We start from the raw sequence: 21,931 nt of genomic DNA, 5'->3' as shown, positions 1-21,931 counted from the left end.
ACGGGGCGGACGAGTGATGAGTACGGGCAGAACGGGAGCGGCGCCCCAGCGGCGCCTGGCCGTCCTCGACGGCATACGGGTCCTGGCCGCGCTGGCCGTGCTCTTCTACCACTACGTGGTCCTCGCCGGCGCCTGGGGCGAGCCGACCGCCGGGGTCTTCCCCGTCGCCCGTCGATTGGCGGTCTACGGCTGGCTCGGCGTCGAGATCTTCTTCCTCGTCAGCGGGTTCGTCATCTGCATGAGCGCCTGGGGCCGCAGCGTGGGCGACTTCGCGGTGTCCCGGGTCGCCCGGCTCTTCCCCGCCTACTGGGCGGCGGTGGCCCTGACCTCACTGGTGCTGTTCACCTGGCCCGAGGTGCGCCCGATCGCGGGGTTCACCGACGTCGTGGTGAACCTGTCGATGCTCCAGGGCGGCCTCGGGGTCCCGGACATCGACGACGCGTACTGGACGCTCTTCGTGGAACTCAAGTTCTACGTCCTGTTCGCGCTCATGGCCCTGCGCGGGGTGACCTACCGCAACTGCGTGCTGTTCTGCGGGGTCTGGACACTCGCCGGGGTGGTGGCACCCACCGCCGACAGCGGGGTGCTGTCCTTCTTCGCGATGCCGTCCGCGTCCCCCTACTTCATCGCCGGCATGGCCTTCCACCTGATGCGCCGCTTCGGGCCGAACGCCGTCCTGTGGGCCGTCGTCGGCGTGCAGTTCCTCCTCGCGCAGCACTACGTGCACGCCCGCATGGTCTCCAGCCTCGGACAGGCCGCCACCGCGCAGACGCCCTCCTGGCCCGCCCACGTGATCATCCTGCTGGGCTTCGCCGTCATGGCCGCCCTCGGGCTCGGTGCCCTGGACGGCATCCGGTGGCGCTGGCTCCGGCACGCCGGCGCGGTCACCTACCCGCTCTACCTGATCCACATGATGGTGGGGCTGACGGCCATCCACCACTTCCGCGGCCGCATCGCCCCCGTGCCCCTCGTCCTCGCCACCACCGCGGGCGTGCTGGTGCTCGCCTGGACCGTCCACCGGGTCGTCGAGCGCCCGCTGGGCCGACGGCTCGGCGCCGCACTGCGCCGCGGGATCCAGGACATCCGGACGGGAACCCCGGCCCGGCCCCCGCTCGACCGGCTGCCCGCCCAGCCCGGTGCGCCGGAGGCGGAACGCATCCCCGCCGGACCCTAGGCCGGACGGCGGCTCCCTTGACGGACGGCTCCGGGGGACGGCCGTCCGGGGCAGCGCGAGGCGTCAGTACGCTTGCCGGGGCCGGCCCGTCGGTATGAGGGCCGGCCGGTGCCACTCCGGGATCTCCGGTCCCACCACGCGCAACAGCCGGCGACAAGGAATCTGCATGCATCTCGCGGAACAGCACCGCGGCGACCGTTCGGCCGGCATCCAGCGGCTGCGTCGCCGCCTGGAGCGACTGATCGGCGTAGCCGCGACGGAGGGCAACGAACTCACCGCCCTGCGCAACGGCGATGAGATCTTCCCGGCGATGCTGGGCGCGATACGGGACGCCGAGCACACGATAGACATGATGACGTTCGTGTACTGGCGCGGTGACATAGCCTGCGACTTCGCCGCCGCCCTCGCCGAGCGCGCCCGCGCCGGAGTGCGGGTACGGCTGCTGCTGGACGGCTTCGGTGCGAGGGAGATCGAGCCGGAACTCCTGGACGACATGGACGCCGCCGGTGTCCAGGTGGCCTGGTTCCGCAGACCCTTGTGGTTGTCGCCCCTGAAGCAGAACCACCGCTGCCATCGCAAGGCGCTCGTCGTCGACGAGCACACGGCCTTCACCGGCGGTGTCGGCATCGCCGCCGAGTGGTGCGGCAACGCGCGCAACCCCCACGAGTGGCGGGACACCCACGTGAAGGTGCGGGGTCCGGCCGTGGACGGCATCGCGGCGGCCTTCGCCCAGAACTGGGCCGAGTGCCACGACGAGCTCTACGACGACCGTGACCGCTTCACCGAACACGAGCAGCCCGGCTCCTCCGTCGTGCAAGTGGTGCGCGGCTCGGCCAGCTTCGGCTGGCAGGACATGCAGACACTCATCCGCGTCATGCTCACCTCCGCCGAGCACCGCTTCCGCCTCGCCACCGCCTACTTCGCTCCCGACACCTACTTCGTGGACCTGCTGTGCGCGACGGCGCGGCGCGGAGTGACGGTCGAGATCCTGCTCCCCGGCCCCTACACGGACCAGCGGGCCTGCCAGCTGGCCGGCCAATACCATTACGCCCGCCTCCTGGAGGCGGGCGTGTCGATCCGCCAGTACCAGCCGACCATGATGCACGCCAAGATCATGACGGTGGACGGGCTGGCGTCGCTGATCGGCTCCACCAACTTCAACCGGCGGTCCATGGACCACGACGAGGAGGTCATGCTCGCGGTCCTGGACGAGGACTTCACCGCCGGCCTCGACCGTGACTTCGACGCCGACCTCGAACGCAGCGAGACCATCGACCCGCGCCGTTGGAAGCGCCGGGCGGCCCTGCAACGCGCCCGGGAGGCCGCGGTGCTGCCCATCCGCCGGTTCCTGTAGGGCGTACGTGTCTTCGGGCGCGCGGGGCACCGGTCCGCCCCGACAATGTACGGTCGCAGGTGATGGGCGGTCTGCGCCGAGGTACGACGCGGGTGGGAGGTCTGTATGGAGTCGCCGCGGGTGACGGTCCGGCCTGAGGCGGACGGTGTGTGCGTGGTCGTGTGCTCGGGGGAGTTCGACCTGGACACGATCGGGAGACTGGAGGCGGCCTGCGAACGGGAGGCTGGTGGCGCGACGCGCCTGGTGCTCGACGTCTCGGGGGTGGAGTTCGCCGACTCGTCCTTCCTCAATCTGCTGATCCACCTGCGGAACACGCGCCCGCTGCTGCTTGCGGGGCCGCTGCCGCACCAGCTCGTGCGCCTCCTGGAAATGACCGGTGCGCTCGCCCTGTTCGAGGTACGCGACAACAGTCGGCGGACGGCCTGACCACCGGACGGCGCGCCACGGGCGGGCGTCAGCGGGGGGCCGCGGTCCTGCTCGTTCACACGGCCTGTCGCAGGAGGGTCGAGGGGGCGACCCCGTAGGTCGTGCGGTGGAGCGTGGCGAACCGGCCGGGGTGGGCGAAGCCCCAGTTCGCCGCGATGGCGGTGACGGTTGTGGTGAGCGGGTCGGCAGCCCTGAGTTCGGCGTGCGCGCGGGCCAAGCGTACCCGGCGCAGGTGCGCGAGGGGCGTGGTGTTCGCGTGCCGGGCGAAGGCGTACTGCACCGCCCGGGGCGTGATCGGGACGGACGCGGCGATGTCGGCGATGGAGATGTCGCGGTGGGCGTTGTCCTCGATGAATTCGAGCACGCGGCGGAAGGTGTCGCCGGTGGCATCGTTCCGGTCGGCCGCCCGGGCCGGGAAACCGCGATGGTGCGGGAAGGCCGCCAGGGCGGTCGCCGCGACGAGTCGCGCCAGCTCGCCCGCCACCAGAGGGGTCACCGCGCCGGGGCCGGTGAGGATGTCGCGCACGTAGGCGGTGGTTGCCAGCCACCGGCGGGCCTCCCCGGTGTTCACGGGCCTGGTACCGGTGAAGCCGACCTTCCCCTTGTGCTCGTCGAGGGGCATGAGCGCGACCTTCTCGACGGCCGTGGGGTCGAGCGTGATCGCCTCGGTGGTCAGGTCGCTCGACGAGCCCCGGAACGAGGCGCCGGGTGTGTTCAGGACGATGCCGCCGCGGCCCGCCCGGTTCGCCTGCCCCGCGATCTCCAGATCGAGGAGCCCCTCGGTGGGCATGGAGAACACGATGCGGTCCAACGGGTCACAGGCGTACGACAACTCGCCCGGCACGACGAGCTCCTCCCACGCGAGCGCCCCGACGGACACCCGCTCATGGCGCAGGGGCCGGCCCGCCAGCTCACCGCGAGCCCGCAGACTCGTCCCGTAGGCACGGTCCAGGAACCCCCTCGCCTCCTCCTGGTCCCGCGTGGCGAAACAAGTCCGCGCCACTTCCCGCGCCACCTTCGGCTCCTTCCCCACCCGTACCCGGACCCGATCGACGACGCCCGCTGCGCGCCCGGGCCGGGGATGCCCGTACGCAGCTCTCCGGCGGGCAGCATAAATGATCTCGCCCCCGTGCCCGGCCCCGCCGGGGGACACCGGGCCGATGAGGGGGCGGTCGGGGACGCAGGGCGTAACAGCGGAGCACGTCGATGTCGGCGACCCGTACAGCGGACCAGCCGGCGGTGAGTGCCTCCGCCTCGGCAGCGGTGATCGCGAGGTCCCTCAGGGGGCCCGCGTTCTTGCGCGGACCTGCGACTTCGGTGACGACCGAGAAGACACCGCCGGGCGCCAGTACGCGTCGTACCCGGTCGAGGAAGGCGGGCTTGTCGTCCACCCACCGGTAGACCAGGCGGCAGGTCACGGCCGCGTAGGCGGGCTCCGGCAGGGCGGAGAGGTCGTCGGCGGTGAAGTCCGTCAGCCGCCAGGCCGGCCCGGGCACCGGCCCGGTGCCCCGGGCGGCGGTGATGGCACTGGGGGCGCAGTCGAGGCCGGTGGCGCGGTAGCCGAGCCGGTGGTGGAGGTACCGTGCGAGAGCACCGTCCCCGCATCCGATGTCGAGGGCGGGCCGACCACGACCGGGGCCGAGGTGCTTGTGGAGGAAGTCGGTCTCGGGTCCCGTCAGCGGACGGTAGCGGCGGCCATCCGCCCAGAGCGGCTCCCAGTAGGCGGCGGGTGTCGTGGCGGTCACCGAGCTCCTTGGCGAGAGGTGGCTTGAGGCGGATGGCTACCCTCCCTCCCGGGGAGGGAAGCCGCACGGGTCATGCGTTCCCCGACTGCCACGTGCCGATGCCCCCGTCCTCGCCCCCGGCCGGGTCGGCACATGGCGCCGCAGCGGACGGGAACCGCACGGGCCTCGTTCACCGGCTCCCCGACCACGAGACGGGCCCGGTGTCCGCGTACCGGCGCGGTGCTAGGACGCGTCCTCGGCGCCGTCCGCGGAATCGTGCTTCGTGGCCGTGAAAGAGAGCACGCTGTCCCCCTCCTGGAGGGCCGACAGCGCGTCCGGACCCATGACGGCGGACAGCAGACTCCAGTCGCCCTTCTTGTACTGGACGAGGGTGCCTTCATCACGCCTCCTGACCCACCCGAGGCGTTCCAGTTCAGCCCCGGCCGTAGTCCACGCCGTCTGCGCGGCCGGGGTTTTGACGGTGGCGAACCAGTCGAACATGTCCGGACGCTTCATGCCGTTGCGGACCGGGGTGGACCTGCCCGTCGCCGGGTCGATGCCGGCCTTGCGGAGTGCGGCCACGACGTCCGCCTCGACGGAGTCACGCGTCGGCGCGGCGGCAGTGGACGCGGGCGAGGAGGAGGCCTTCGCGGGAGAGCCGCCGCCCGTTCCGGCGGGTCCGCAACCCGTGAGGATGATGGCGGCGATGAGCACGAGCACGCCGCGCTTCGCCGGCATGCCACTGCGTAGGTCCATGGTGGTGCACTCCCCCTGTGAATGATCAAAGAGGGAGTCTCGCACCTGAACCCGCCGGGGAACATGGGGTTTGTCGGAGCGCCGGGGCCCCGTGGCCTCGGCGGACCGACGTCACGGGGTTCCCCCACGGCTGGCGGCTAGCGGCTGAGCGACTTGAGTGCCGCCGCGTCGTACGGCTTCAGCTCGTCGAAGCGGTTGCCGAGGACCTTCGCCGCCCACTGCGGGTCCTGGAGCAATGCCCGGCCGACGGCGACCATGTCGAACTCGTCGCGCTCCATGCGGTCCAGGAGGTTGTCGATGTCGCCGAGCGCCGCGCCCTCGCCGGCGAAGGCGCGGAGGAAGTCGCCGTCGAGGCCGACCGAGCCGACGGTGATGGTCGGCCGGCCGGTGAGCTTCTTGGTCCAGCCCGCCAGGTTCAGGTCCGAGCCCTCGAACTCCGGGATCCAGTAGCGCCGGGTGGAGGCGTGGAACGCGTCGACGCCCGCAGCCGCCAGCGGGGCCAGGATCGCCTCCAGCTCGTCCGGGGTCTGCGCGAGCCGGGCGTCGTAGGCCTCCTGCTTCCACTGCGAGTAGCGGAAGATCACCGGGAAGTCGGCCGCGACGCGCTCGCGGACGGCCGCCACGATCTCCGCGGCGAACTTCGTACGGGCCACCGCGTCCCCGCCGTACGCGTCGGTGCGGCGGTTGGTCCGCTCCCACAGGAACTGGTCGAGCAGGTAGCCGTGGGCGCCGTGGAGTTCGACGCCGTCGAAGCCGATCCGCTCGGCCTCCGCGGCGGCGTCGGCGAACGCGCCGATGACGTCGTCGAGGTCGGCGCTGGTCATCGCCTTGCCGGCGCCCTCGGTGCCGTCGACGCGGATGCCGGAGGGACCGACCGCGGGCGCGTCGGCGTACGGCGCCTCGCCCTGCTTGCGCACCATGCCTATGTGCCACAACTGGGGAACGATGGTGCCGCCCGCCTCGTGGACGGCCGCGGCGACCTTCGCCCACCCCGCCAGTTGGTCCTCGCCGTGGAACCGGGGCACCCGGTCGCTCTGCCCGGCGGACTCGTGCCCGACGTAGGTGCCCTCGGTGACGATCAGGCCCACCCCCGCACCGGCCCGGCTCGCGTAGTACGCCTGCACGTCCTCGCCGGGCACGCCGCCGGGGGAGAACATCCGCGTCATCGGCGCCATCGCGATGCGGTTGGGGACGGTCAGGCCGTTCAGCTTGACAGGCCGGGACAGGATCTCGGCCGCGCGGGAGGCGGTGGACGTGGTGACGGTCATGCGGGTCCTCCGGTGTGAGGCTGGGGCTCGTCGGGGTGGCAACGAGAAGTGCATCATACACATGTTGTGTATCATGCATATTGCGGCGCCCCGGCCCCCGTGGGAGCCGCCCGCGGGCCACCCGTCCCGAGGTCCGCGGCACACGGTTCGACCGGTCCGCGATAATGGAGCGCCGAGAGGAGCGGGAGGCGCAGTGCTGGAGAAACTGGAGCGGGAGCTGATGCTGCTCTCGCGGCACCAGGTGCTCGCCCTGCGCGAGCGCGACCCCGAGCGCCTGGAGCGGTCGGCGTACCTGCTGCTCAGCCGGATCGACACCCAGGGCCCCATGTCCATCGGGCAGTTGGCGGAGGCCTTCGGGCTCGACACCTCGACCGTGAACCGCCAGACGGCCGCACTGCTGCGCTGCGGACTGGCCGAGCGCGTCGCGGACCCGGACGGCGGCATGGCCCGCAAGCTGCGCATCACCGCCGAAGGCGCGCGCCGGCTCGCAGCAGACCGTGAGGCCAACCGCTCCTGTCTGGCCCGGGTGGTCGCCGGCTGGTCCCCCGAGGAGGTGCAGGAGCTGGAGGACGTCCTGGTCCGGCTCAACCGCAGCGCCGAGGCCCTCGAAGGACGCCACTGGCCGCGCGCGGAGGAAGACGACGCCCGCACCGCCTGCCGCCCGCAGGCCCCGTAGACCCCCGCACCGCAGGAAGCGCCCGCGTTCGAGCCGATCCTCGAACTCCGTCCGGAGCGGCCGGAGGCGCAGGAGAGCGCTGGGCTAGGTTGGGGCGGTGTCACATGATCGGGATCCTTGGTCCGCCTGCCACCGGGCGCTGCTGCCCTGGGCGGCGCGCTTCCAGGACGACGGTCCCCACCGCGCGGTGAGGACCGCCGTGGAACGCGCGCTCACCGGGCTGTGGGGCCGGTTGGACCCGGAGGGGCAGGCGACGGACGCCGACGTGCGGGCGATCGCCGTCGCGTGCGATGCCTACCACCAGGGCTGGTTCGACGCCGTGATCGGTGCCGGGACCAGGCGAACCGGCCCGAACGGGGCCTGGCCGCCTTCGCTGCGTCCGTGGAGGGACGCCTCGTACGGCCACGGCCGGGGCAGAGCCTTCCGCAGCACGATCGGCGGGCACCTCGACGTCTTCGCCAGATTCCGTTTCCAGGCCACGCTGGACATGCTCGGGCACGCCGAACAGGCCGCCCGGGCGGCGACGGGCGACGCTCCACAGCGGGCGGCGGATGCCGTGGTGGAGGTGCTGAAGGGGGCTTGGGCCCGGGCCGCCAGACTCGGCTGGGACGACGCCGAGTGGTACCAGTACGTCGAGGTGTACGAGCTGACCGGCTGGACGGTGGCGGCCCTGCGGGTTCCGGGCCCCAGCCCGTCCCAGGCCGCCGAGGAAGCAGAGCGGGTCGCCGAGCAGTTCCCCGACGGCCTGGACGGCTGGTCCCCGTGGACCTCGAAGGAACTTCCGGCCGAGTTCCTCGACCGGGTGGCGGAGGCCGTGCGGACTGTGTTCGCCAGCCCCCGTCCGAAGTGCGGCGGGCCGTCGGCGCTCTGACGGCGAGCCACGTCCCCCGGTCGTACGGGAAATGTGCGCACGAGTTCGATTCCAGCGGGTAGATTTCTCCGGTCATCAGCACAGGCAGGGGTGGGGAAATGAAGCTGGGCAAGGCCGTCGCGAGCGCGGCGGCGGTAGGGGTCATGTCCACGGGTCTCGTGGGCTGTTCGTTGTCGGGCAAGCAGGCCGCCGACACGGCCAAGGCCGTGAAGCAGGAGGCGGCGGACACCGCCGACGCGATGCTGGCGGCCCTGACCAAGGCATCCGACGCGGCGTCGCAGGCCGGCTCGGCCGAGGTCAAGATGACGGTGTCCATGGCCGAGACGGGCGGCCGGCCCACGGTGATGACCGGTGTCTACTCGTGGGGCAACGGCGTGGCCATGGAGGCCGAGCTCCCGGCCAAGGACGTGCAGATGGAGGAACTGGTCAAGGACGGCACGGTCACCTACCGCCTGGTCCAGGGCGCCTACTACTACCAGGTCGACCGGGCGGAGTCCGGCCCGTTCGAGGGGAAGACCTGGCTGAAGGTCGACGCCTCGGCCGTGCTGGGCGACAAGGGCGCGGCCGCGATGAACGGCCCGAACAACGACCCCACCGCCGGCCTGAAGACCCTCAAGTGGGCGAAGGGCGTCAACAAGGTGGGCAAGGAGGACGTGAACGGGAAGCCCTCCGTCCACTACAAGGCCACCATCCCCGTGGAGAAGCTGGACAAGCAGACCGCAGGGGCGGCGTACGAAGCCCTGGGCGGTGCGGGCACCGAGCTCGTGACCGACGTGTGGGTGGACGAGAAGGGCATGCCGGCCCGCCTGAGCCAGGTCTTCGGGAGCACCGCCATCTCCATGGACTTCCTCTCCTTCGGCGCGGCCAAGGAGATCGCCGCCCCGCCCGCCGCCGAGACGGCCGACATCACGGCGGCGTTCAAGGAGGCGAACAAGGCGCAGGGCTGATCGGCGCTCGTCGCCGAGTGCCCACGGGACGGCCGTCACCCGGGAACGGGTGGCGGCCGTCGATCGCTGCCGGTCCCGGCGTTGGTCGCGCGGAGACGGGGGCCGGTGAACCCATCGCGGAGTGCGGCTCTCAGCTGTCCGTGACGGCGCGCAGGGGGCCGAGGGCCGCCGCGCGGCGGGCGGGCAGGGCGGCCGCAGCGGCGCCGGCGCACAGGGAGAGCAGGACCACGCAGGCCAGGGTGCCCCAAGGCAGGGAGAAGGAGTACTGCGGGATCGCACCGTTGGCCAGTCCGCTGACCTTCCACGCCCCGAACAGGCCGCCCAGCAGCCCGAGCAGGGTGCCGAAGGCGGCGACGCAGACGGCTTCCAGGCAGATCATGCGGCGGACGCCGGAGCGGTCCATGCCGATGGCCCGCAGGACGCCGATCTCACGGGTGCGCTCCGAGACCGACATGGCCAGGGTGTTGACCATGCCGAGCCCGGAGATCAGTACGCCGATGGCGAGCAGGCCGAACACCATGGTCATCAGGTCGCCGGCGACGCCGGCCTGCTCCTCGACGAGCTCCGCACGGTTGTGGACCTTCAGCAGCGGGCTGTCGCTCACGGCGGCGCGCAGGCGCTTCTCCAGGTCCGCGGAGACCGCCCCGCCGGTGGTGCGGACCAGGACGCGCTGCACGGAGTCGTGCAGGAAGCCGCGCTCCTGCACGTCGGTGCGGTAGCCGATGGCGTCCTGGGCGGTGGGGTTGTCCCGGTAGACGCCGACGACGGTGAAGGACTCGTCGCGGTCACCGGATCCGGGGCCGATGGCCGCCCGGATCCGCTCGCCGGTGGTGACGTGCTGGTCCCGGGCGAAGCTCTGCGAGACGGCGATGTGCCCCGGGCGCAGGGTTTCGGCGGAACCGCTGACGAAGTGCAGCTCCATCACGTCGTCCACGGTTTCCGGGTCGACCCCCGAGATGGTCTGGACGCGGCCGCCGGCGCTGATGGTGGAGTCCGCCACGGCCGAGGCGGTCCGTACGCCGGGCACGTCCGCGACGCGCCTGACGTCGGCGGCGGCGACGGCCGTGGTGGTGTCGCGCGCGCTGATGACGTAGTCGGCGCTCAGACCGGCGGCGGCCTGGGCATGGAGGGCCCGGCTCGTGGACTGGTCGATGACGGCGAGCCCGGTGACCAGCGCGGTGCTGAGCAGCAGGGTGGCGGCCGTGGCGGCGGTACGGCGCGGGTCGCGCAGGGTGTTCTCGCGGGCGAGGTCGCCCGCCACGCCGAAACGGGTGGTGAACCGGCCCAGGAAGCGCACCACCGGGCCGGCGAGCAGCGGCGCCGCCAGGACGAGGCCGAGTACGAGCAGGCCGGCGCCGGACATCGCGGTCCGCAGGTTCTCGTCGGAGGCACTGTCGGCGTTGCCGAGCGAGAACAGCAGCCCCACGCCCGCGGCGACCAGGACCAGCCCGGCGCCCGCACGGACGCGGGACGCCACGGCGGACGGCGCCTGCTCGGCCGTGCGCATCGCCTCGACGGGAGCGATCCGTGCCGCGCGCCGCGACGGCAGCCAGGCGGCCGACACGGTGACGCCGACGCCCACGACGAGCGGGGCGAGGACAGCGGCCGGGCTGATCACCAGCGGTCCCCCCGGCAGCAGGTCGCCGGAGGTGCCCAGGACGTCCGGCAGCACCGCGGCCACCCCGAGGCCCGCCGCGAATCCGAGCGCGGACGCGGCGAGCCCGACCAGGGCCGCCTCGGCGAGGACGGACAGGAGCACCTGGCGGCGGGTGGCGCCGACGGCACGCAGCAACGCGATCTCACGGCTGCGCCGTGCCACGAGCATGGTGAACGTGTTGACGATGAGCAGCGTGCCGATGAACAGCGAGACCACGGCGAAGAGCACGGGCAGCCGCTCGTAGCTGTGGATCTTGCTGTTGACGAAGACGGCCTGCTGCGCGGCTTGCGCGGCGCCGGTCGTGGCCTCGGCGCGGTCGGCCGGCAGCACCGCGGTGACCCGCTGGGACAGCAGGGGCTGACCGGTGCCGGCCGTGGCAGTCAGGTCGATCCGGTTGTAGTGCCCCGGCGCGGCGAAGAGCCGCTGGGCCGTGCCCCTGTCGAAGACCGCCAGGGTGCCGCCGGCGTTGACCCGGCTGTCATCGGTGGACACCAGGCCCACCAGCCGCATCCTGAGGACCGGTCCGTCCTTGGCGAGCGTGACGGTGTCGCCGAGCACGTAGCCGCCTGCGGCCGCGGTCCCGCGGTCGAGGGCGACCTCACCGCTGTCGCGGGGGGCGCGCCCCGCCGTCAGCGGGTGGCGGCCGTCCTTGCCGTCGGGGCCGGGAACGTAGGCGACACCGAACCTGCCCATCATGCTCGTGGCCCGCATCGGTGTGCCGTCCTTGGCGGCCAGGGTGACCGAACCGTCCGCGGCCGGGCGGACGGAGGCGACACCGGCGACGGCGGACAGCTTCCGCACGAGCACGTCGTCGAGCGCGGCGTACTGCTCGGCCTCCTCGGCGCCCGGACGGGATGTCGGCGTCACGCTCACGTCGATGTCCGCGTAGTCCCGTGACATGGAGGCGCGGAAGGCGGCAGTGGTGGAGTCGGCGAAGACCAGGGAGCCGGTGATGAACGCGACCCCGAGACAGACCGCGAGCACGGTCATGGTCATTCGGGCCTTGTGCGCGAGGACGTTGCGCAGGGCTGTTCGCAGCATGGTGGGCTTTCGAAGAGTGCGGGAGGTGAACGGCGGGCCGGGAAGGCCGTCAGGTGGTGCGGCCCTGGGCTTCGAACGCGAGCATCCGGTCGAGTACGGCGTCGGCGGTCGGGTCGTGCAGCTCGTCCACCAGCCGGCCGTCCGCGAGGAACACCACCCGGTCCGCATGGGCGGCGGCCACCGGATCGTGCGTCACCATCACGACGGTCTGGCCCAGTTCGCGCACCGAGTCGCGCAGGAAGCCCAGCACCTCCGCTCCGGACCGGGAGTCGAGGTTGCCGGTCGGCTCGTCGGCGAAGACGATCTCCGGGCGGGACAGCAGGGCACGGGCCACCGCGACCCGCTGCTGCTGGCCGCCGGAGAGCTGGGACGGGCGGTGCGCGAGCCGGCCCGCGAGCCCTACCGTGTCGACGACGGTGTCCAGCCACGCCGCTTCGGGACGGCGGCCGGCCAACCGCAGCGGCAGCAGGATGTTCTCCAGCGCGGTCAGGGTGGACAGCAGGTTGAAACCCTGGAAGACGAAGCCGATCTTCTCCCGTCGCAGCTCGGTGAGCTGCCGGTCGTTCAGGGTGGACAGTTCGACACCGCCGATCCGGGCCGAGCCCGAGCTGACCGGGTCCAAGCCGGCCATGCAGTGCATCAACGTGGACTTGCCGGAGCCGGAGGGACCCATCACGGCCGTGAACCGGCCCCGCGCGAACTCCACGGACACCGCGTCCAGCGCGGTGACGCGGGTCTCCCCCTTCCCGTACGTCTTGGTCAGGCCGGACGCACGTGCGGCCGGCTCCGTGGGAGGGGTGCCGGGGGAGGGGAAAGCAGCTCGCATGGGGACTCCGCGTGGGGTGCGACGACCCGCGACCAACGCCGCGGGCCGGGGGGACGCATCCATCCTCACGGCCCTGAACTGCGCAGACATCGTCCTACGGGCGGGAGTCGGCCTCTGCCGAAGGACCGGCCCGCCCCGGCTTCGCTCTGCCGAAGGTCAGGGACCGGGCCGCGGGGACTCCGTCTCGGGGCGGAGACGCGGCAGGCGTGCCGCCGGCGTCGGGGACCCGCTCCCGCCGGAGACGCAGCGGGTGGGCCGCCTGCCTGCGGGCTCCCGTCGTCAGGAAGCCAGGCCGGCCCGGTGGGCCAGCAGCGCGGCCTGGACCCGGCTCGCCGTGCCGGTCTTGTCCAGGATGGCGCCCACATGGGTCTTCACCGTGCCGACCCCGATACCGAGCCGCCCGGCGACGTCCTGGTTCGAGAGCCCCTGGCCCAGCATCGCCAGGACCTCCCGCTCCCGGCCGGTGAGCCGGCCGATCCGCTCGTCCGCGGCCACGGCCCCCGTGTCCTGCGAGGCATCGGAGCGCAGCATCCGGGAGATCACCGCCCCGGTCACGCCCGGCGAGAGTACGGCGTCCCCCGCGGCGGCCGCCCGCACCGCGCTGATCAGCTCCTGCGGCCCCTCGTCCTTCAGCAGGAACCCGGCGGCGCCCTCCCGCAGCGCCCGCACGACGTTGTCGTCGTCACCGAAGGTCGTCAGCATCACCACGCGGGGCGCCGGATCGAGGGCGAGCAGCGGCGCGATCGCGGCCAGCCCGTCGCACACCGGCATCCGGATGTCGACCAGGGCCACGTCAGGGCGGTGCGCGGCGGCCTCCTCGACCGCCGCGCGTCCGTCGGCGGCTTCGGCGACCACCTCGATGCCCTCGGCGTGGCGCAGGATCAGCCGGACCCCGTGCCGGATCATCGCCTCGTCATCGGCGAGCAGGACACGGATCGGCTCGGTGGACTGGTTCACGGGGTCTCCCAGGGCGGTGCGTCCCGTACGGACGCGACGGTGAAGCGGTCGATGGAGATGAGACGCTGCGCAGCGTCGAAGCAGTAGCGGGTGACGGCGAAGGCACCGGGGCGGGGACCGGGCCCGGCCGCCGGGTAGACACACCCCGCCGCGCCCACGGGACGCGGCGGTTCGTGCCCGGTCGCCGCGGCCCGCACGGCCGGACTGTCGAAGACCCCCTTCAACTCCTGGTACGTCATCCCCAGGCGCGGCGTCGGAGGCGGGACCACACCCCTCGGCTGGCTGTAGACCATCGTGACCGAGAGCGCCATCAACACCCACAGCGCCGCCGCGCCGAGACCGGACGCCACGGCCCTGACCGTCCGCGGGCCGCGCCCCAGCGCCCCCACGGAGCCGTCGAACGCCTCGGGTGGAGTGGCTGCCACGCCGCCTGCGGACGCGTTCCTCGCGACGGCGTCCTCCGGTTCCGCCGGGACGGCCGCCGACACCAGGAAACCGCCGGACGGCAGCGCACCGGCCTCGAAGACGCCGCCGAGCAGCTGGACCCGTTCGCGCAGGCCCGGCAGGCCACGCCCGGTCCCGACCCCGTCCGGCGCCGCGGCGGACGCGGCGGACGCGCCGTTGCGGACGGTCAGACGCACCGTCCTCTCGCCGTGCTCGACCCGGACGAGGACGTGGGAGGCCGGCGCGTACCGGTGCACGTTCGTCAGGGCCTCCCGCACCACCCGGTGCACCGCCCGCCGTACCTGCGGCGGACGGGCGTCGAGGTCGGGGCCGCTCCACTCCAGCCGGACGGCGATCCCGCCGTCCCGGGACTCCGCCACCAGCGCCTCGACGTCGGCCCGGGTGCCGGTGGCGTCGGTGAGCACGTCCGGCCCGGTGTCCCGGCCGAGCGGGCCGAGGACCCCGAGCGCCTGCCGCAGTTCGCGCATCGCGTCCCCGGTGGTGCGCCGCACCAGCGCAGCCTCCTCGCGCAGCTCCGGGTCGCACGCGCCGAGGGCGAGCTCCAGGCCGCCGGCGTGCAGCGAGATGAGGCTGAGCCGGTGGCCCAACAGGTCGTGCATCTCGGCGGCGATCCTGGAGCGCTCGTGGGTGCGGGCCTCGCTGTCGGCGAACCGCCGGGCCCGCTCGGCCGCGTCACCGCGTTCGCGCAGCGCCAGCAGCAGCCGGGCCTGCTGCCCGTACACGGTTCCGACCAGGCCGGGTACGACCACTGCCGTCACCGCCATCACCAAGGCCAGCTCCAGCGCGCGGGTGACCGAACCGGGGCCGAGCGAGGGCCCGGTCGCGGCCGCCGACGCCGTGATCAGCAGGCCCGCGCCGCCGAACAGGCGGGCGTGCCGACGCGGGCGCACCGTACCGGTCGCCACCGCGTACGAAGAAGCTGCCGTGACCGGGCCGACGACGGGCGCGGCGCCGGTGAGGACGGCGAGGACCAGGAGCACGACGCCGGGCCGGCGCCGCCGCAGGGGGAAGAGAGCGGCGGCGGCCGCGATCGCGCACAGTTGGAACCCGGCGTGCGGCAGATCCCCCAACCGCCGGGAGACCACGAAGAGACAGAGCGCGGCGACCGTCACACCGGCGGTCTCGCAGACGGCCCGACCGACTCCGCCCGGACGCGCCGGACCGTCCGCCATGGGAGGGGCACACTGACGGAAACGGCTGATGAGCGACACATCGCCCAGTATCGATCCCGTCGGGTGGGTGGGCGTCGGCCTCTGGACCGATCCGGGCTATGTCTTTGGGCAGAGCCCCGGCGACGTACGGACTGCCACGGAGCCGCAGGAGAATCCGGCCGCGAGGGCCCGGACCGACGGCGACCGGCCGGGCGGGGCACGGTCGTCCGTCGCGGCCATGTTGGCCAACAACCGCACCCCGCGTGTCCACCCTACTGCGGCAATGCGGGGGCGGACGCCGAGCAGGGGCCGGGGGTGGGGGCCCGGGCGCGGGGGAGGGGCCGCCGCCCGGACGGCCGTCGTCGGCAGCGTGACTTTCCGGGAGTGCGGGCGTTAAGGATCATGCCTGGCCTTCCGGCGAGGATCCGTCTCCCCTGTTCCTAGGAGCTTTTCGTGTTCTCCAAGTTCAAGATCACGTTTGCCGTTCTCGCCGCGGGTGTCGCGGTCGCCGGTGGCGCCGGTGGCGCCGCCGCCGACGCCGGTGCGCAGGCCGCGGCCCTGAACTCGCCCGGCGTGGTCTCCGGCAACGTGATCCAGGTACCGGTTCACGTGCCGGTCAACGCCTGCGGGAACACGGTCGACATCATCGGCCTGCTCAACCCGGCCTTCGGCAACACCTGCGTCAACGCCTGACCGCTCCCGAGTTCCCGGCGGCCCCGCTCGGCCGGCCTCCTACGGCGCGAGCGGGGCCGCCGGGCGTCGTTCGCCGCCGGCGCCGATCCTCCGGGTGACCACCCCCGCCCCGGCCTCGGCGACAGGGCCGGGTCAGGCCGGGACGTGGAAGTCGACGCTGAGCGGCAGCAGGAAGTCGGCCTGGCCGTGCTCGGGGTAGCGGCGGACCATCTCGGCCGTGGCCTGCTCCCGGTTCGTGGCGGCGGCGGTGACGTCGAGGAAGTCCTCCAGGTAGCGGCGGATCTCCTCGTAGCGGGCGGCATCCCCCGCGGGTCCGTGGCCGGGGTGCACGACGACTTCGGCGCCGTAGCGCTCGCGCAGCGTGTCCAGGGCCGACAGCCAGGCCTCGATCTTGTCCCGTGTCACCTGCGGGCCTTCCCAGGCGTGCACGCCGGAGTAGACCAGGTCGCTGGTCAGCACCGCGTTGGCGTCGGGGACGTGGACGACGGTCGTGTGATCGGCCTCCGCCGCGGGCCACTCGGTGTCCAGACGCAGGACCGCACCGCCGGCGAGAGTGAGTTCCGGTCGGTCGGCCACGCGGAGGAGGCCGTAGTCGAAGCCGTCGGGGTGGGCGGCGGAGCGGGGCTTCATCGCGGGTTCGGCGTCCAGCCAGCCGACGGACTCCATCCACGCGGTGAAACCGCTGACGTCGGCGGCGATCTCCGGCGAGGCGACCAGGAGGGGAGCCTGCGGAAACCGTTCGGCGAAGGTGCGCAGCCCGATGTAGTGGTCGGGGTGGCCGTGGGTGACGAGCACCCCGAGGAGCTGCTTTCCGGTGGCGGCCACCCGGTCGGCCAGCTCGGCGGCCTCGGCGCTGCTGCGCAGGACGTCGACGACGATGATGCTGCTCTCGTCGGCGACCAGCCAGCTGTTCACACTGGCGGTCGGCGCGGCGAAGCGGGTCACGGTTACGGCCATGGGAAGAGTCTCCGACGGATCCGCGCTCCACGCCTGCGCTGAGCCGCTCTCAGTGCTCGCTTCCCAAGCCGCGGTCGGGTGCGCTCATGTCCCCCGTGGCGGGAGTCCCGGCAGCCAGGCCGTAGCGCAGGAACACGGTGCCCTTGGGGCCGGCCGCCGGAGGCGAGAGGAGCGTGAGGTTCGTGGGCACCGCGCCGTCGTCGAAGACCTTCTTCCCGACCCCGAGCACGACCGGGTGCACCCACAGGTCGAGACGGTCGAAGAGCTTCTCGCGCAGGAGGGTCTGCACGAGGTTCAGGCTTCCGACGACCTTCACGTTCTCGTGGCGGTCACGGATCTCCCGCACCCCTGCGGCCAGGTCTGGTCCGAGCTGTGCGGACCCGGCCCAGGAGAGGTCGGGCGTGCCGCGCGAGGCCACGTACTTGGGCACGCTGTTGAACAGCGTGGCGATCTCGTTGTCCTCGCCGCCCTCCTGGTGGGGCCAATAGGCGGCGAAGATGTCGTACGTCCGCCGGCCGAGCAGCAGGGCGTCCGTGCCCTGGTACGCGGCACCGACCTGCGCCCCGGCGACCTCGTCCAGCAAGGGGGCCTGCCAGCCGCCGAAGGGGAACCCGATCGGGTCCTCGTCAGGCCCGCCGGGTGCCTGCCCGACGAGGTCGAGGGTCGCGAACATCTCGATGTGGATCAGGCCCATGACGTGCTCCCGTTTGCTCGGTCGACTCCTGTCATAGGGACAGACCCCCGCGAGCGTGCGAACTCATCGGCGCGGCGGAGTCCGGTTTCACCCGTTCCCCGCAACTGCGCGGGCACCGCGGGCCCGGAAGGGTCAGGGCAACGGGTAGCGCACCCCGGTCAGCCGTTCCGAGAGGGTCCAGAGCCGGCGGGCGGTGGTGAGGTCGTGGAGGGCGCGCTCCCGGCCGCGCGGGACGGGTTCGCCCCGGAGCTGGAGCGGCCCGTCGGGTACGACGTAGCTCCCTCCGGGCAGGCCGGGGACGGTCGCGGCGTACAGGGAGGTCTTGGCGCCCTCCGGGGTGGGCCGGAAGGCGCTGCGCAGCAGCAGGCGCGTGAAGGCGCGGTACGTGCGGCCCCGGGCGGTGTTGGCGCCGCCGGTGAGGACGTTGGAACGGGTGAGTCCGGGAGCCACGGCCATGCTGCGCAGTCCGAGCCCTGCGGCGTCGGCCTTGCGCTGCAGTTCCACGGCGAAGTAGAGGTTCGCCCGCTTCGACTGGAGGTAGGCGAACAAGGCCCGGTAGCCGCGCTCGGCGTCGAGGTTGCCCAGGTCGAACCGGGCGAACCGCTGGCCCTCACTGCTGACCGTGACCACGCGCGGGTCGGGGGCGCGCAACAGGTGCGGCAGGAGCAGGCCGGTGAGCGCGAACGTGCCGAGGTGGTTGACGCCGAACTGGGACTCGAAGCCGTCGGCGGTCCGGGAGAAGGGCACCATGGCGATGCCGGCGTTGTTGACCAGCAGATCGAGACGGTCGTGGTCGTGGCTCCAGTCCCCGGCGAAGCGGCGGACGGACTCCAGGTCGGCGAGGTCGAGCAGGCGCAGTTCCGCCCGGGCCCCCGGTATCTCGGTCCGCAGGCGCTCCACCGCCGTGCGCCCGCGCTCCTCGCTGCGGCAGGCCAGGACGACGTGGGCACCGCGGCGGGCGAGTGCGCGGGCAGTGGCGTAGCCGATACCGCTGTTGGCGCCGGTGACCACGGCGAGGCGCCCGGACTGGTCCGGGATGGTGTCGGGCGTCCAGCGCTCGCCCGGCGCGGTGTGGGCGGGGGCCTGGGGTGCAGGGGTCATGGGAACCTCCATCGACGGGTGGGGGCGGTGGCGGGCCGGGTTCCGGGTCCCGGCCCTGACCGGCGTAGGGCACAGCCCACCCGTATCGCAACCGCCAGTTGCATTACCCTGATGCTGTCGCATGCACCGCCAATAACGCAACTAGGAGTTGCAATGAAGTCCGTCGAGTCGTCCTCGGACCGCGGCCCCGCCGTCGGGCGCGGGCCCAGGATGCGCGCCGCCGTACTGGCGGCGACCATCTCCGAGCTCACCGCGGCCGGGTACGCCGCACTGACCGTCGATGCCGTCGCCCAGCGGGCCGGCGTGCACAAGACCACGATCTACCGGAACTGGAAGACCTCCGACGAGCTGGTCGCCGACGCCCTGACCGGCCACTTCGCCGCGGACATCCCGATCCCCGACACCGGGGCGGCGGAGAGCGACCTGCGCGCCCTGGCCCGCTCGCTCGTCGCGACCATGACCACGGACGCGGGCCGGGCCCTGCTCACCACCGCCCTCTCGGACGCCGTGCGCACGCCCCGGCTGGCCGAGATCAAGCGCGCGCTCTTCGAGGACCGCTTCCGCCGGGCGGAACCCGTCGTCACCCGCGCCGTCGAACGCGGTGAACTGCCCGCGGGTACGGACCCGGCCGAACTCCTCAAGGCCCTCGTCGCGCCGATCTGGTTCCGCCTCGCGTTCACCGGTGAGCCGGTCGACGAAGCGACCGCCGACCGGGCCGTGGCCGTCGCCCTCGCCGCCGCGCACGCCGGCGTCCTCCGGTCGCCCTGACCCAGCCCGGCGCCTCCGTCCGCCGGGGCAGGTCGCTGCCGGCACGGCGGAATCGGTCACCTGGCAGGGGGGAATGCGCCTTTCCATTGACGTCCACACCGGCTCCCCCAGTCGGCTGCCGTACCGGGCGGGGTGCTTCGACGTGGCACGCCCGCGGCCCCTGGGGTCGAACCCGCGAACTCCGCGGCGGCCCCTGGGGATACGCGTGGAACAGAACCTGGTCACGACGACACTGAAGGTGTCATGATGACACCATGAGTGGCGTCGAGCGCACCGGGCCGGACCACCTCGCGGGCCCCCTGCTCTACGAAGTGATCCGCAGCCTGTGGCCGCTGCACCGTACGGTCGTGCGTGCCGTGGAGCGGGAGCTGGTGGGCACGGGGATGACGGCCGGGCAGCACGCGGTGATGGACGAGTTGCGCAGGGCCGGACCCCGAACGGTGCCTCAACTGGCCCGCCTCCTGGGCCTGGACCGGCAGCCGGTCCAGCGTCTGGTGAACGACGCGACAGTCCTGGGGCTGGCGGAGAGCACCCCGAACCCGGAGCACCGGCGCTCGCGCCTGATCCGGCTCACCCCGGAAGGGGAAGCCACCATCAGGGGCATCCAGGAAGCCGAGGAAGCCGAGCTGCGGCGCCGGCTCTCCGACCTCTCCGCCGGTGACGTCATGACGGCCCTGCACGTACTCCGGCGCCTCGGCGAGGAGTTCAGGGACCTCGCACAGGACGCCCCGCCGCACCCCGCGGATCGAGGAGAGGACGCACCATGACGCATCCCCGGACGAGCCCGGTCACGGCCGGCACCGTACCCGTCGAGGCGGGCGAGCTCTTCTACGAGTCGGCCGGCGAAGGACCCCCCGTCGTCCTGCTCCACGGCGGCATGCTCGACCTGCACATGTGGGACGAGCAGTTCACCTGGCTCGCGGGCCTGGGCTTCCGCGTCATCCGCTACGACGCCCGCGGTCACGGACGTTCCTCCACCGTCACTCGGGACTACGCCCACCACGACGATCTGCACGCCCTGCTCACCCGCCTCGACGTCGCCCGTGCCACGCTGGTGGGCCTTTCCCTCGGCGCCCGGACCGCCGTCGATACGGCGATAGCCCGTCCGCATTCCGTGTCGGCACTGGTCCTCGCCTCGCCCGGGGTGAGCGGCCGCCCCTTCACCGACCCCTACGTCGCGCACCACACCGCACAGCAGATGGCCGCGGTGGGCGACCCGGACGACGGCGCACAGCGGTTCGTGGAGCACTTCCTGCGGATGTGGGTGGACGGCCCCCACCGCGAACCGTCCCAGGTCGAAGGCGGACTGCGTGAGCGGTTGCGTGCGTCGGCGTACGCCAACGTCGTGCGGCACGCCCGCGGCCTCGGCGCGGGGACACCGAGGGAAGTCGGTGCAGCGGACCGGCTGGCTGCCATCGCCGTGCCCACCCTGGTCCTCGACGGAGAACTCGACAGCAGCGACATCTCGGCGAACGCCCGGGCCATCGCCCGAACCGTTCCCGATGCCAGGCACCGGCGGCTCGCCTCGGCGGCACACATGGTCAACCTGGAGAGCACGGAACTCTTCAACCCCGCGGTCGCATCCTTCCTCGCTGCCGTGACCGGCTCCAACTGAGCCTGTCGGCAAGCCGCTTCAGCGACCGGCTCCACCTCCGACGCGCCGCCGGCCCGCCCGGCCTGCCCCCAGCCGGGGCCGGGCGCGGTGTCCGTACGGTTCGTGTCCCTGCGAGGGCGGTCCGCCCGAGCGACTGGTCCGACGGGTACTGCGTGATCGTTTCGGTGATGATCCGCCAATGACCTGCACGGCGACCTGCTGCCGGTGGACGGCCGAGCGCCTCCTCGTCGCACAGCTGGCGCTCCTAAACCCGGGGGGCATGCGCGCCCCGGCACTGCGCCGGCAGTTCACCGGGGCGGGCGCCGGCGCCTGCCCCACGCGCGCACCTCCTGCGGCCGCTGCGGCCGGGAGGAATCGGCGGCCGCGATGCGGCGTTGTCGCAGACATGGGCGATGCATCCCGGCGCGACCCCGGCGAGCGCGGTCCGTCGACCCTCGCGGACGTCCGCGCACGCCTCGCGGCCGACCGCGCCGACACCCTCGCGCGGACGGCCGCGCTGAGCCGTGACTTCGAAGCGATCGTCGCGGCGAACGCCCTGGTGGCGGTGGACGACGAGCACGACCCCGAGGGGGCCAGCACCGCCTTCGAGCGGGCCCACGTGGCTGCGCTGATGGCGCAGGAGCACGAGCACCTGGAAGAACTGGACCGGGCACTGGAACGGCTCGATTGGGGCGCGTACGGACAGTGCGACCTGTGCGGCCAGGCGATTCCCCCCGAACGCCTGGAAGTGAGACCGGCGGCGACCACCTGCGTCCGCTGCGCCGGATCCGGCCCCCGACGGCCACGCCCCGCCTGACGCCCGGGCACCGC

22 protein-coding genes are annotated in these 21,931 nt (G+C 73.0%); 11 read left to right on the top strand and 11 right to left on the bottom strand.

Annotated elements, in window-relative coordinates; translation table 11 throughout:
* The first annotated feature begins 16 nt into the window (after positions 1–16).
* From ACZ501_RS30865 to ACZ501_RS30855, 3 genes are all read left to right on the top strand, one after another.
* Positions 17–1,174, top strand: a complete 1,158-nt coding sequence (locus tag ACZ501_RS30865; RefSeq protein WP_468799839.1) for an acyltransferase family protein — start codon at positions 17–19, stop codon at positions 1,172–1,174.
* 166 nt (positions 1,175–1,340) lie between these two features.
* Positions 1,341–2,528: a phospholipase D-like domain-containing protein gene (locus tag ACZ501_RS30860; protein ID WP_468799837.1), complete on the top strand. Its 1,188-nt coding sequence runs from the start codon at positions 1,341–1,343 to the stop codon at positions 2,526–2,528.
* Positions 2,529–2,648: 120 nt separating this feature from the next.
* The gene (locus ACZ501_RS30855; RefSeq protein WP_468799835.1) at positions 2,649–2,954 is read left to right on the top strand and encodes an STAS domain-containing protein; all 306 of its coding nucleotides are present in this window, start codon (positions 2,649–2,651) and stop codon (positions 2,952–2,954) included.
* Positions 2,955–3,009: 55 nt separating this feature from the next.
* On the opposite strand, the gene ACZ501_RS30850 is transcribed toward ACZ501_RS30855, so the two are convergent.
* The 4 genes from ACZ501_RS30850 to ACZ501_RS30835 all read right to left on the bottom strand — a co-directional run bounded on the left by ACZ501_RS30850 (position 3,010) and on the right by ACZ501_RS30835 (position 6,702).
* Positions 3,010–3,969, bottom strand: a complete 960-nt coding sequence (locus tag ACZ501_RS30850; protein WP_361605811.1) for a helix-turn-helix transcriptional regulator — start codon at positions 3,967–3,969, stop codon at positions 3,010–3,012.
* Positions 3,866–4,699 (bottom strand): class I SAM-dependent methyltransferase, encoded by an 834-nt coding sequence (locus ACZ501_RS30845; protein ID WP_468799833.1) that lies wholly within the window; start codon positions 4,697–4,699, stop codon positions 3,866–3,868. The genes ACZ501_RS30850 and ACZ501_RS30845 overlap by 104 nt, the downstream gene beginning before the upstream one ends.
* A 222-nt stretch (positions 4,700–4,921) precedes the next feature.
* Positions 4,922–5,434: a hypothetical protein gene (locus ACZ501_RS30840; protein ID WP_468799831.1), complete on the bottom strand. Its 513-nt coding sequence runs from the start codon at positions 5,432–5,434 to the stop codon at positions 4,922–4,924.
* A gap of 137 nt (positions 5,435–5,571) precedes the next feature.
* Positions 5,572–6,702: an NADH:flavin oxidoreductase gene (locus ACZ501_RS30835; protein WP_361605820.1), complete on the bottom strand. Its 1,131-nt coding sequence runs from the start codon at positions 6,700–6,702 to the stop codon at positions 5,572–5,574.
* Between the two features lie 220 nt (positions 6,703–6,922).
* On the opposite strand from ACZ501_RS30835, the gene ACZ501_RS30830 reads away from it, so the two are divergent.
* The 3 genes from ACZ501_RS30830 to ACZ501_RS30820 all read left to right on the top strand — a co-directional run bounded on the left by ACZ501_RS30830 (position 6,923) and on the right by ACZ501_RS30820 (position 9,196).
* The gene (locus tag ACZ501_RS30830; protein ID WP_468799930.1) at positions 6,923–7,378 is read left to right on the top strand and encodes a MarR family winged helix-turn-helix transcriptional regulator; all 456 of its coding nucleotides are present in this window, start codon (positions 6,923–6,925) and stop codon (positions 7,376–7,378) included.
* A 97-nt stretch (positions 7,379–7,475) separates the two neighbouring features.
* Positions 7,476–8,249 (top strand): hypothetical protein, encoded by a 774-nt coding sequence (locus ACZ501_RS30825; protein WP_468799829.1) that lies wholly within the window; start codon positions 7,476–7,478, stop codon positions 8,247–8,249.
* Between the two features lie 98 nt (positions 8,250–8,347).
* Positions 8,348–9,196 carry an SCO4651 family lipoprotein gene (locus ACZ501_RS30820; RefSeq protein WP_362454674.1) on the top strand — a complete coding sequence of 283 codons (849 nt, stop codon included), beginning with the start codon at positions 8,348–8,350 and terminating at the stop codon, positions 9,194–9,196.
* Positions 9,197–9,326: 130 nt separating this feature from the next.
* Here the strand turns inward: ACZ501_RS30820 and ACZ501_RS30815 are convergent, their stop codons facing one another.
* The 4 genes from ACZ501_RS30815 to ACZ501_RS30800 form a co-directional block, all read right to left on the bottom strand.
* The gene (locus tag ACZ501_RS30815; RefSeq protein ID WP_468799827.1) at positions 9,327–11,894 is read right to left on the bottom strand and encodes an ABC transporter permease; all 2,568 of its coding nucleotides are present in this window, start codon (positions 11,892–11,894) and stop codon (positions 9,327–9,329) included.
* 49 nt (positions 11,895–11,943) lie between these two features.
* The gene (locus ACZ501_RS30810; RefSeq protein WP_361605832.1) at positions 11,944–12,720 is read right to left on the bottom strand and encodes an ABC transporter ATP-binding protein; all 777 of its coding nucleotides are present in this window, start codon (positions 12,718–12,720) and stop codon (positions 11,944–11,946) included.
* Positions 12,721–12,999: 279 nt separating this feature from the next.
* Complete coding sequence (locus ACZ501_RS30805) at positions 13,000–13,626, bottom strand: response regulator (protein ID WP_468799928.1); 627 nt, start codon at positions 13,624–13,626, stop codon at positions 13,000–13,002.
* 47 nt (positions 13,627–13,673) lie between these two features.
* Positions 13,674–15,254: a sensor histidine kinase gene (locus ACZ501_RS30800; RefSeq protein WP_361605838.1), complete on the bottom strand. Its 1,581-nt coding sequence runs from the start codon at positions 15,252–15,254 to the stop codon at positions 13,674–13,676.
* A gap of 510 nt (positions 15,255–15,764) precedes the next feature.
* On the opposite strand from ACZ501_RS30800, the gene ACZ501_RS30795 reads away from it, so the two are divergent.
* The gene (locus tag ACZ501_RS30795) at positions 15,765–15,986 is read left to right on the top strand and encodes a chaplin (RefSeq protein ID WP_361605847.1); all 222 of its coding nucleotides are present in this window, start codon (positions 15,765–15,767) and stop codon (positions 15,984–15,986) included.
* 132 nt (positions 15,987–16,118) lie between these two features.
* On the opposite strand, the gene ACZ501_RS30790 is transcribed toward ACZ501_RS30795, so the two are convergent.
* The 3 genes from ACZ501_RS30790 to ACZ501_RS30780 form a co-directional block, all read right to left on the bottom strand.
* The gene (locus tag ACZ501_RS30790; protein ID WP_361610711.1) at positions 16,119–16,943 is read right to left on the bottom strand and encodes an MBL fold metallo-hydrolase; all 825 of its coding nucleotides are present in this window, start codon (positions 16,941–16,943) and stop codon (positions 16,119–16,121) included.
* A gap of 49 nt (positions 16,944–16,992) precedes the next feature.
* Positions 16,993–17,637: a dihydrofolate reductase family protein gene (locus ACZ501_RS30785; protein ID WP_468799825.1), complete on the bottom strand. Its 645-nt coding sequence runs from the start codon at positions 17,635–17,637 to the stop codon at positions 16,993–16,995.
* A gap of 132 nt (positions 17,638–17,769) precedes the next feature.
* Positions 17,770–18,738 carry an oxidoreductase gene (locus ACZ501_RS30780; protein WP_468799823.1) on the bottom strand — a complete coding sequence of 323 codons (969 nt, stop codon included), beginning with the start codon at positions 18,736–18,738 and terminating at the stop codon, positions 17,770–17,772.
* 153 nt (positions 18,739–18,891) lie between these two features.
* Here ACZ501_RS30780 and ACZ501_RS30775 point away from each other — a divergent pair, with 153 nt between their 5' ends.
* The 4 genes from ACZ501_RS30775 (at position 18,892) to ACZ501_RS30760 (ending at position 21,917) form a co-directional block, all read left to right on the top strand.
* Entirely contained in the window at positions 18,892–19,506 is a 615-nt protein-coding gene (locus ACZ501_RS30775) for a TetR/AcrR family transcriptional regulator (RefSeq protein WP_361610716.1), read from the top strand.
* A 254-nt stretch (positions 19,507–19,760) separates the two neighbouring features.
* Positions 19,761–20,273: a MarR family winged helix-turn-helix transcriptional regulator gene (locus tag ACZ501_RS30770; RefSeq protein WP_468799821.1), complete on the top strand. Its 513-nt coding sequence runs from the start codon at positions 19,761–19,763 to the stop codon at positions 20,271–20,273.
* Positions 20,270–21,121 (top strand): alpha/beta fold hydrolase, encoded by an 852-nt coding sequence (locus tag ACZ501_RS30765; protein WP_468799819.1) that lies wholly within the window; start codon positions 20,270–20,272, stop codon positions 21,119–21,121. Before ACZ501_RS30770 ends, ACZ501_RS30765 begins: the two co-directional genes overlap by 4 nt.
* 385 nt (positions 21,122–21,506) lie before the next feature.
* Positions 21,507–21,917: a TraR/DksA family transcriptional regulator gene (locus ACZ501_RS30760; RefSeq protein WP_468799817.1), complete on the top strand. Its 411-nt coding sequence runs from the start codon at positions 21,507–21,509 to the stop codon at positions 21,915–21,917.
* Positions 21,918–21,931: the final 14 nt, after the last annotated feature.

The organism is Streptomyces sp. NPDC034085, assembly GCF_055575555.1.
Note: the sequence above shows the minus strand (reverse complement) of the source record. Positions and strands in the feature narration are given on the sequence as shown.

Bases quoted from the DNA above. Each gene is read 5' to 3' on its own strand.
- ACZ501_RS30865 (WP_468799839.1), top strand. From the start codon at position 17: ATGAGTACGGGCAGAACGGGAGCGGCGCCCCAGCGGCGCCTGGCCGTC.
- ACZ501_RS30860 (WP_468799837.1), top strand. From the start codon at position 1,341: ATGCATCTCGCGGAACAGCACCGCGGCGACCGTTCGGCCGGCATCCAG.
- ACZ501_RS30840 (WP_468799831.1), bottom strand. From the start codon at position 5,434: ATGGACCTACGCAGTGGCATGCCGGCGAAGCGCGGCGTGCTCGTGCTC.
- ACZ501_RS30835 (WP_361605820.1), bottom strand. From the start codon at position 6,702: ATGACCGTCACCACGTCCACCGCCTCCCGCGCGGCCGAGATCCTGTCC.
- ACZ501_RS30830 (WP_468799930.1), top strand. From the start codon at position 6,923: ATGCTGCTCTCGCGGCACCAGGTGCTCGCCCTGCGCGAGCGCGACCCC.
- ACZ501_RS30820 (WP_362454674.1), top strand. From the start codon at position 8,348: ATGAAGCTGGGCAAGGCCGTCGCGAGCGCGGCGGCGGTAGGGGTCATG.
- ACZ501_RS30815 (WP_468799827.1), bottom strand. From the start codon at position 11,894: ATGCTGCGAACAGCCCTGCGCAACGTCCTCGCGCACAAGGCCCGAATG.
- ACZ501_RS30810 (WP_361605832.1), bottom strand. From the start codon at position 12,720: ATGCGAGCTGCTTTCCCCTCCCCCGGCACCCCTCCCACGGAGCCGGCC.
- ACZ501_RS30805 (WP_468799928.1), bottom strand. From the start codon at position 13,626: ATGATCCGGCACGGGGTCCGGCTGATCCTGCGCCACGCCGAGGGCATC.
- ACZ501_RS30790 (WP_361610711.1), bottom strand. From the start codon at position 16,943: ATGGCCGTAACCGTGACCCGCTTCGCCGCGCCGACCGCCAGTGTGAAC.
- ACZ501_RS30785 (WP_468799825.1), bottom strand. From the start codon at position 17,637: ATGGGCCTGATCCACATCGAGATGTTCGCGACCCTCGACCTCGTCGGG.
- ACZ501_RS30780 (WP_468799823.1), bottom strand. From the start codon at position 18,738: ATGACCCCTGCACCCCAGGCCCCCGCCCACACCGCGCCGGGCGAGCGC.
- ACZ501_RS30775 (WP_361610716.1), top strand. From the start codon at position 18,892: ATGAAGTCCGTCGAGTCGTCCTCGGACCGCGGCCCCGCCGTCGGGCGC.
- ACZ501_RS30770 (WP_468799821.1), top strand. From the start codon at position 19,761: ATGAGTGGCGTCGAGCGCACCGGGCCGGACCACCTCGCGGGCCCCCTG.
- ACZ501_RS30765 (WP_468799819.1), top strand. From the start codon at position 20,270: ATGACGCATCCCCGGACGAGCCCGGTCACGGCCGGCACCGTACCCGTC.
- ACZ501_RS30760 (WP_468799817.1), top strand. From the start codon at position 21,507: ATGGGCGATGCATCCCGGCGCGACCCCGGCGAGCGCGGTCCGTCGACC.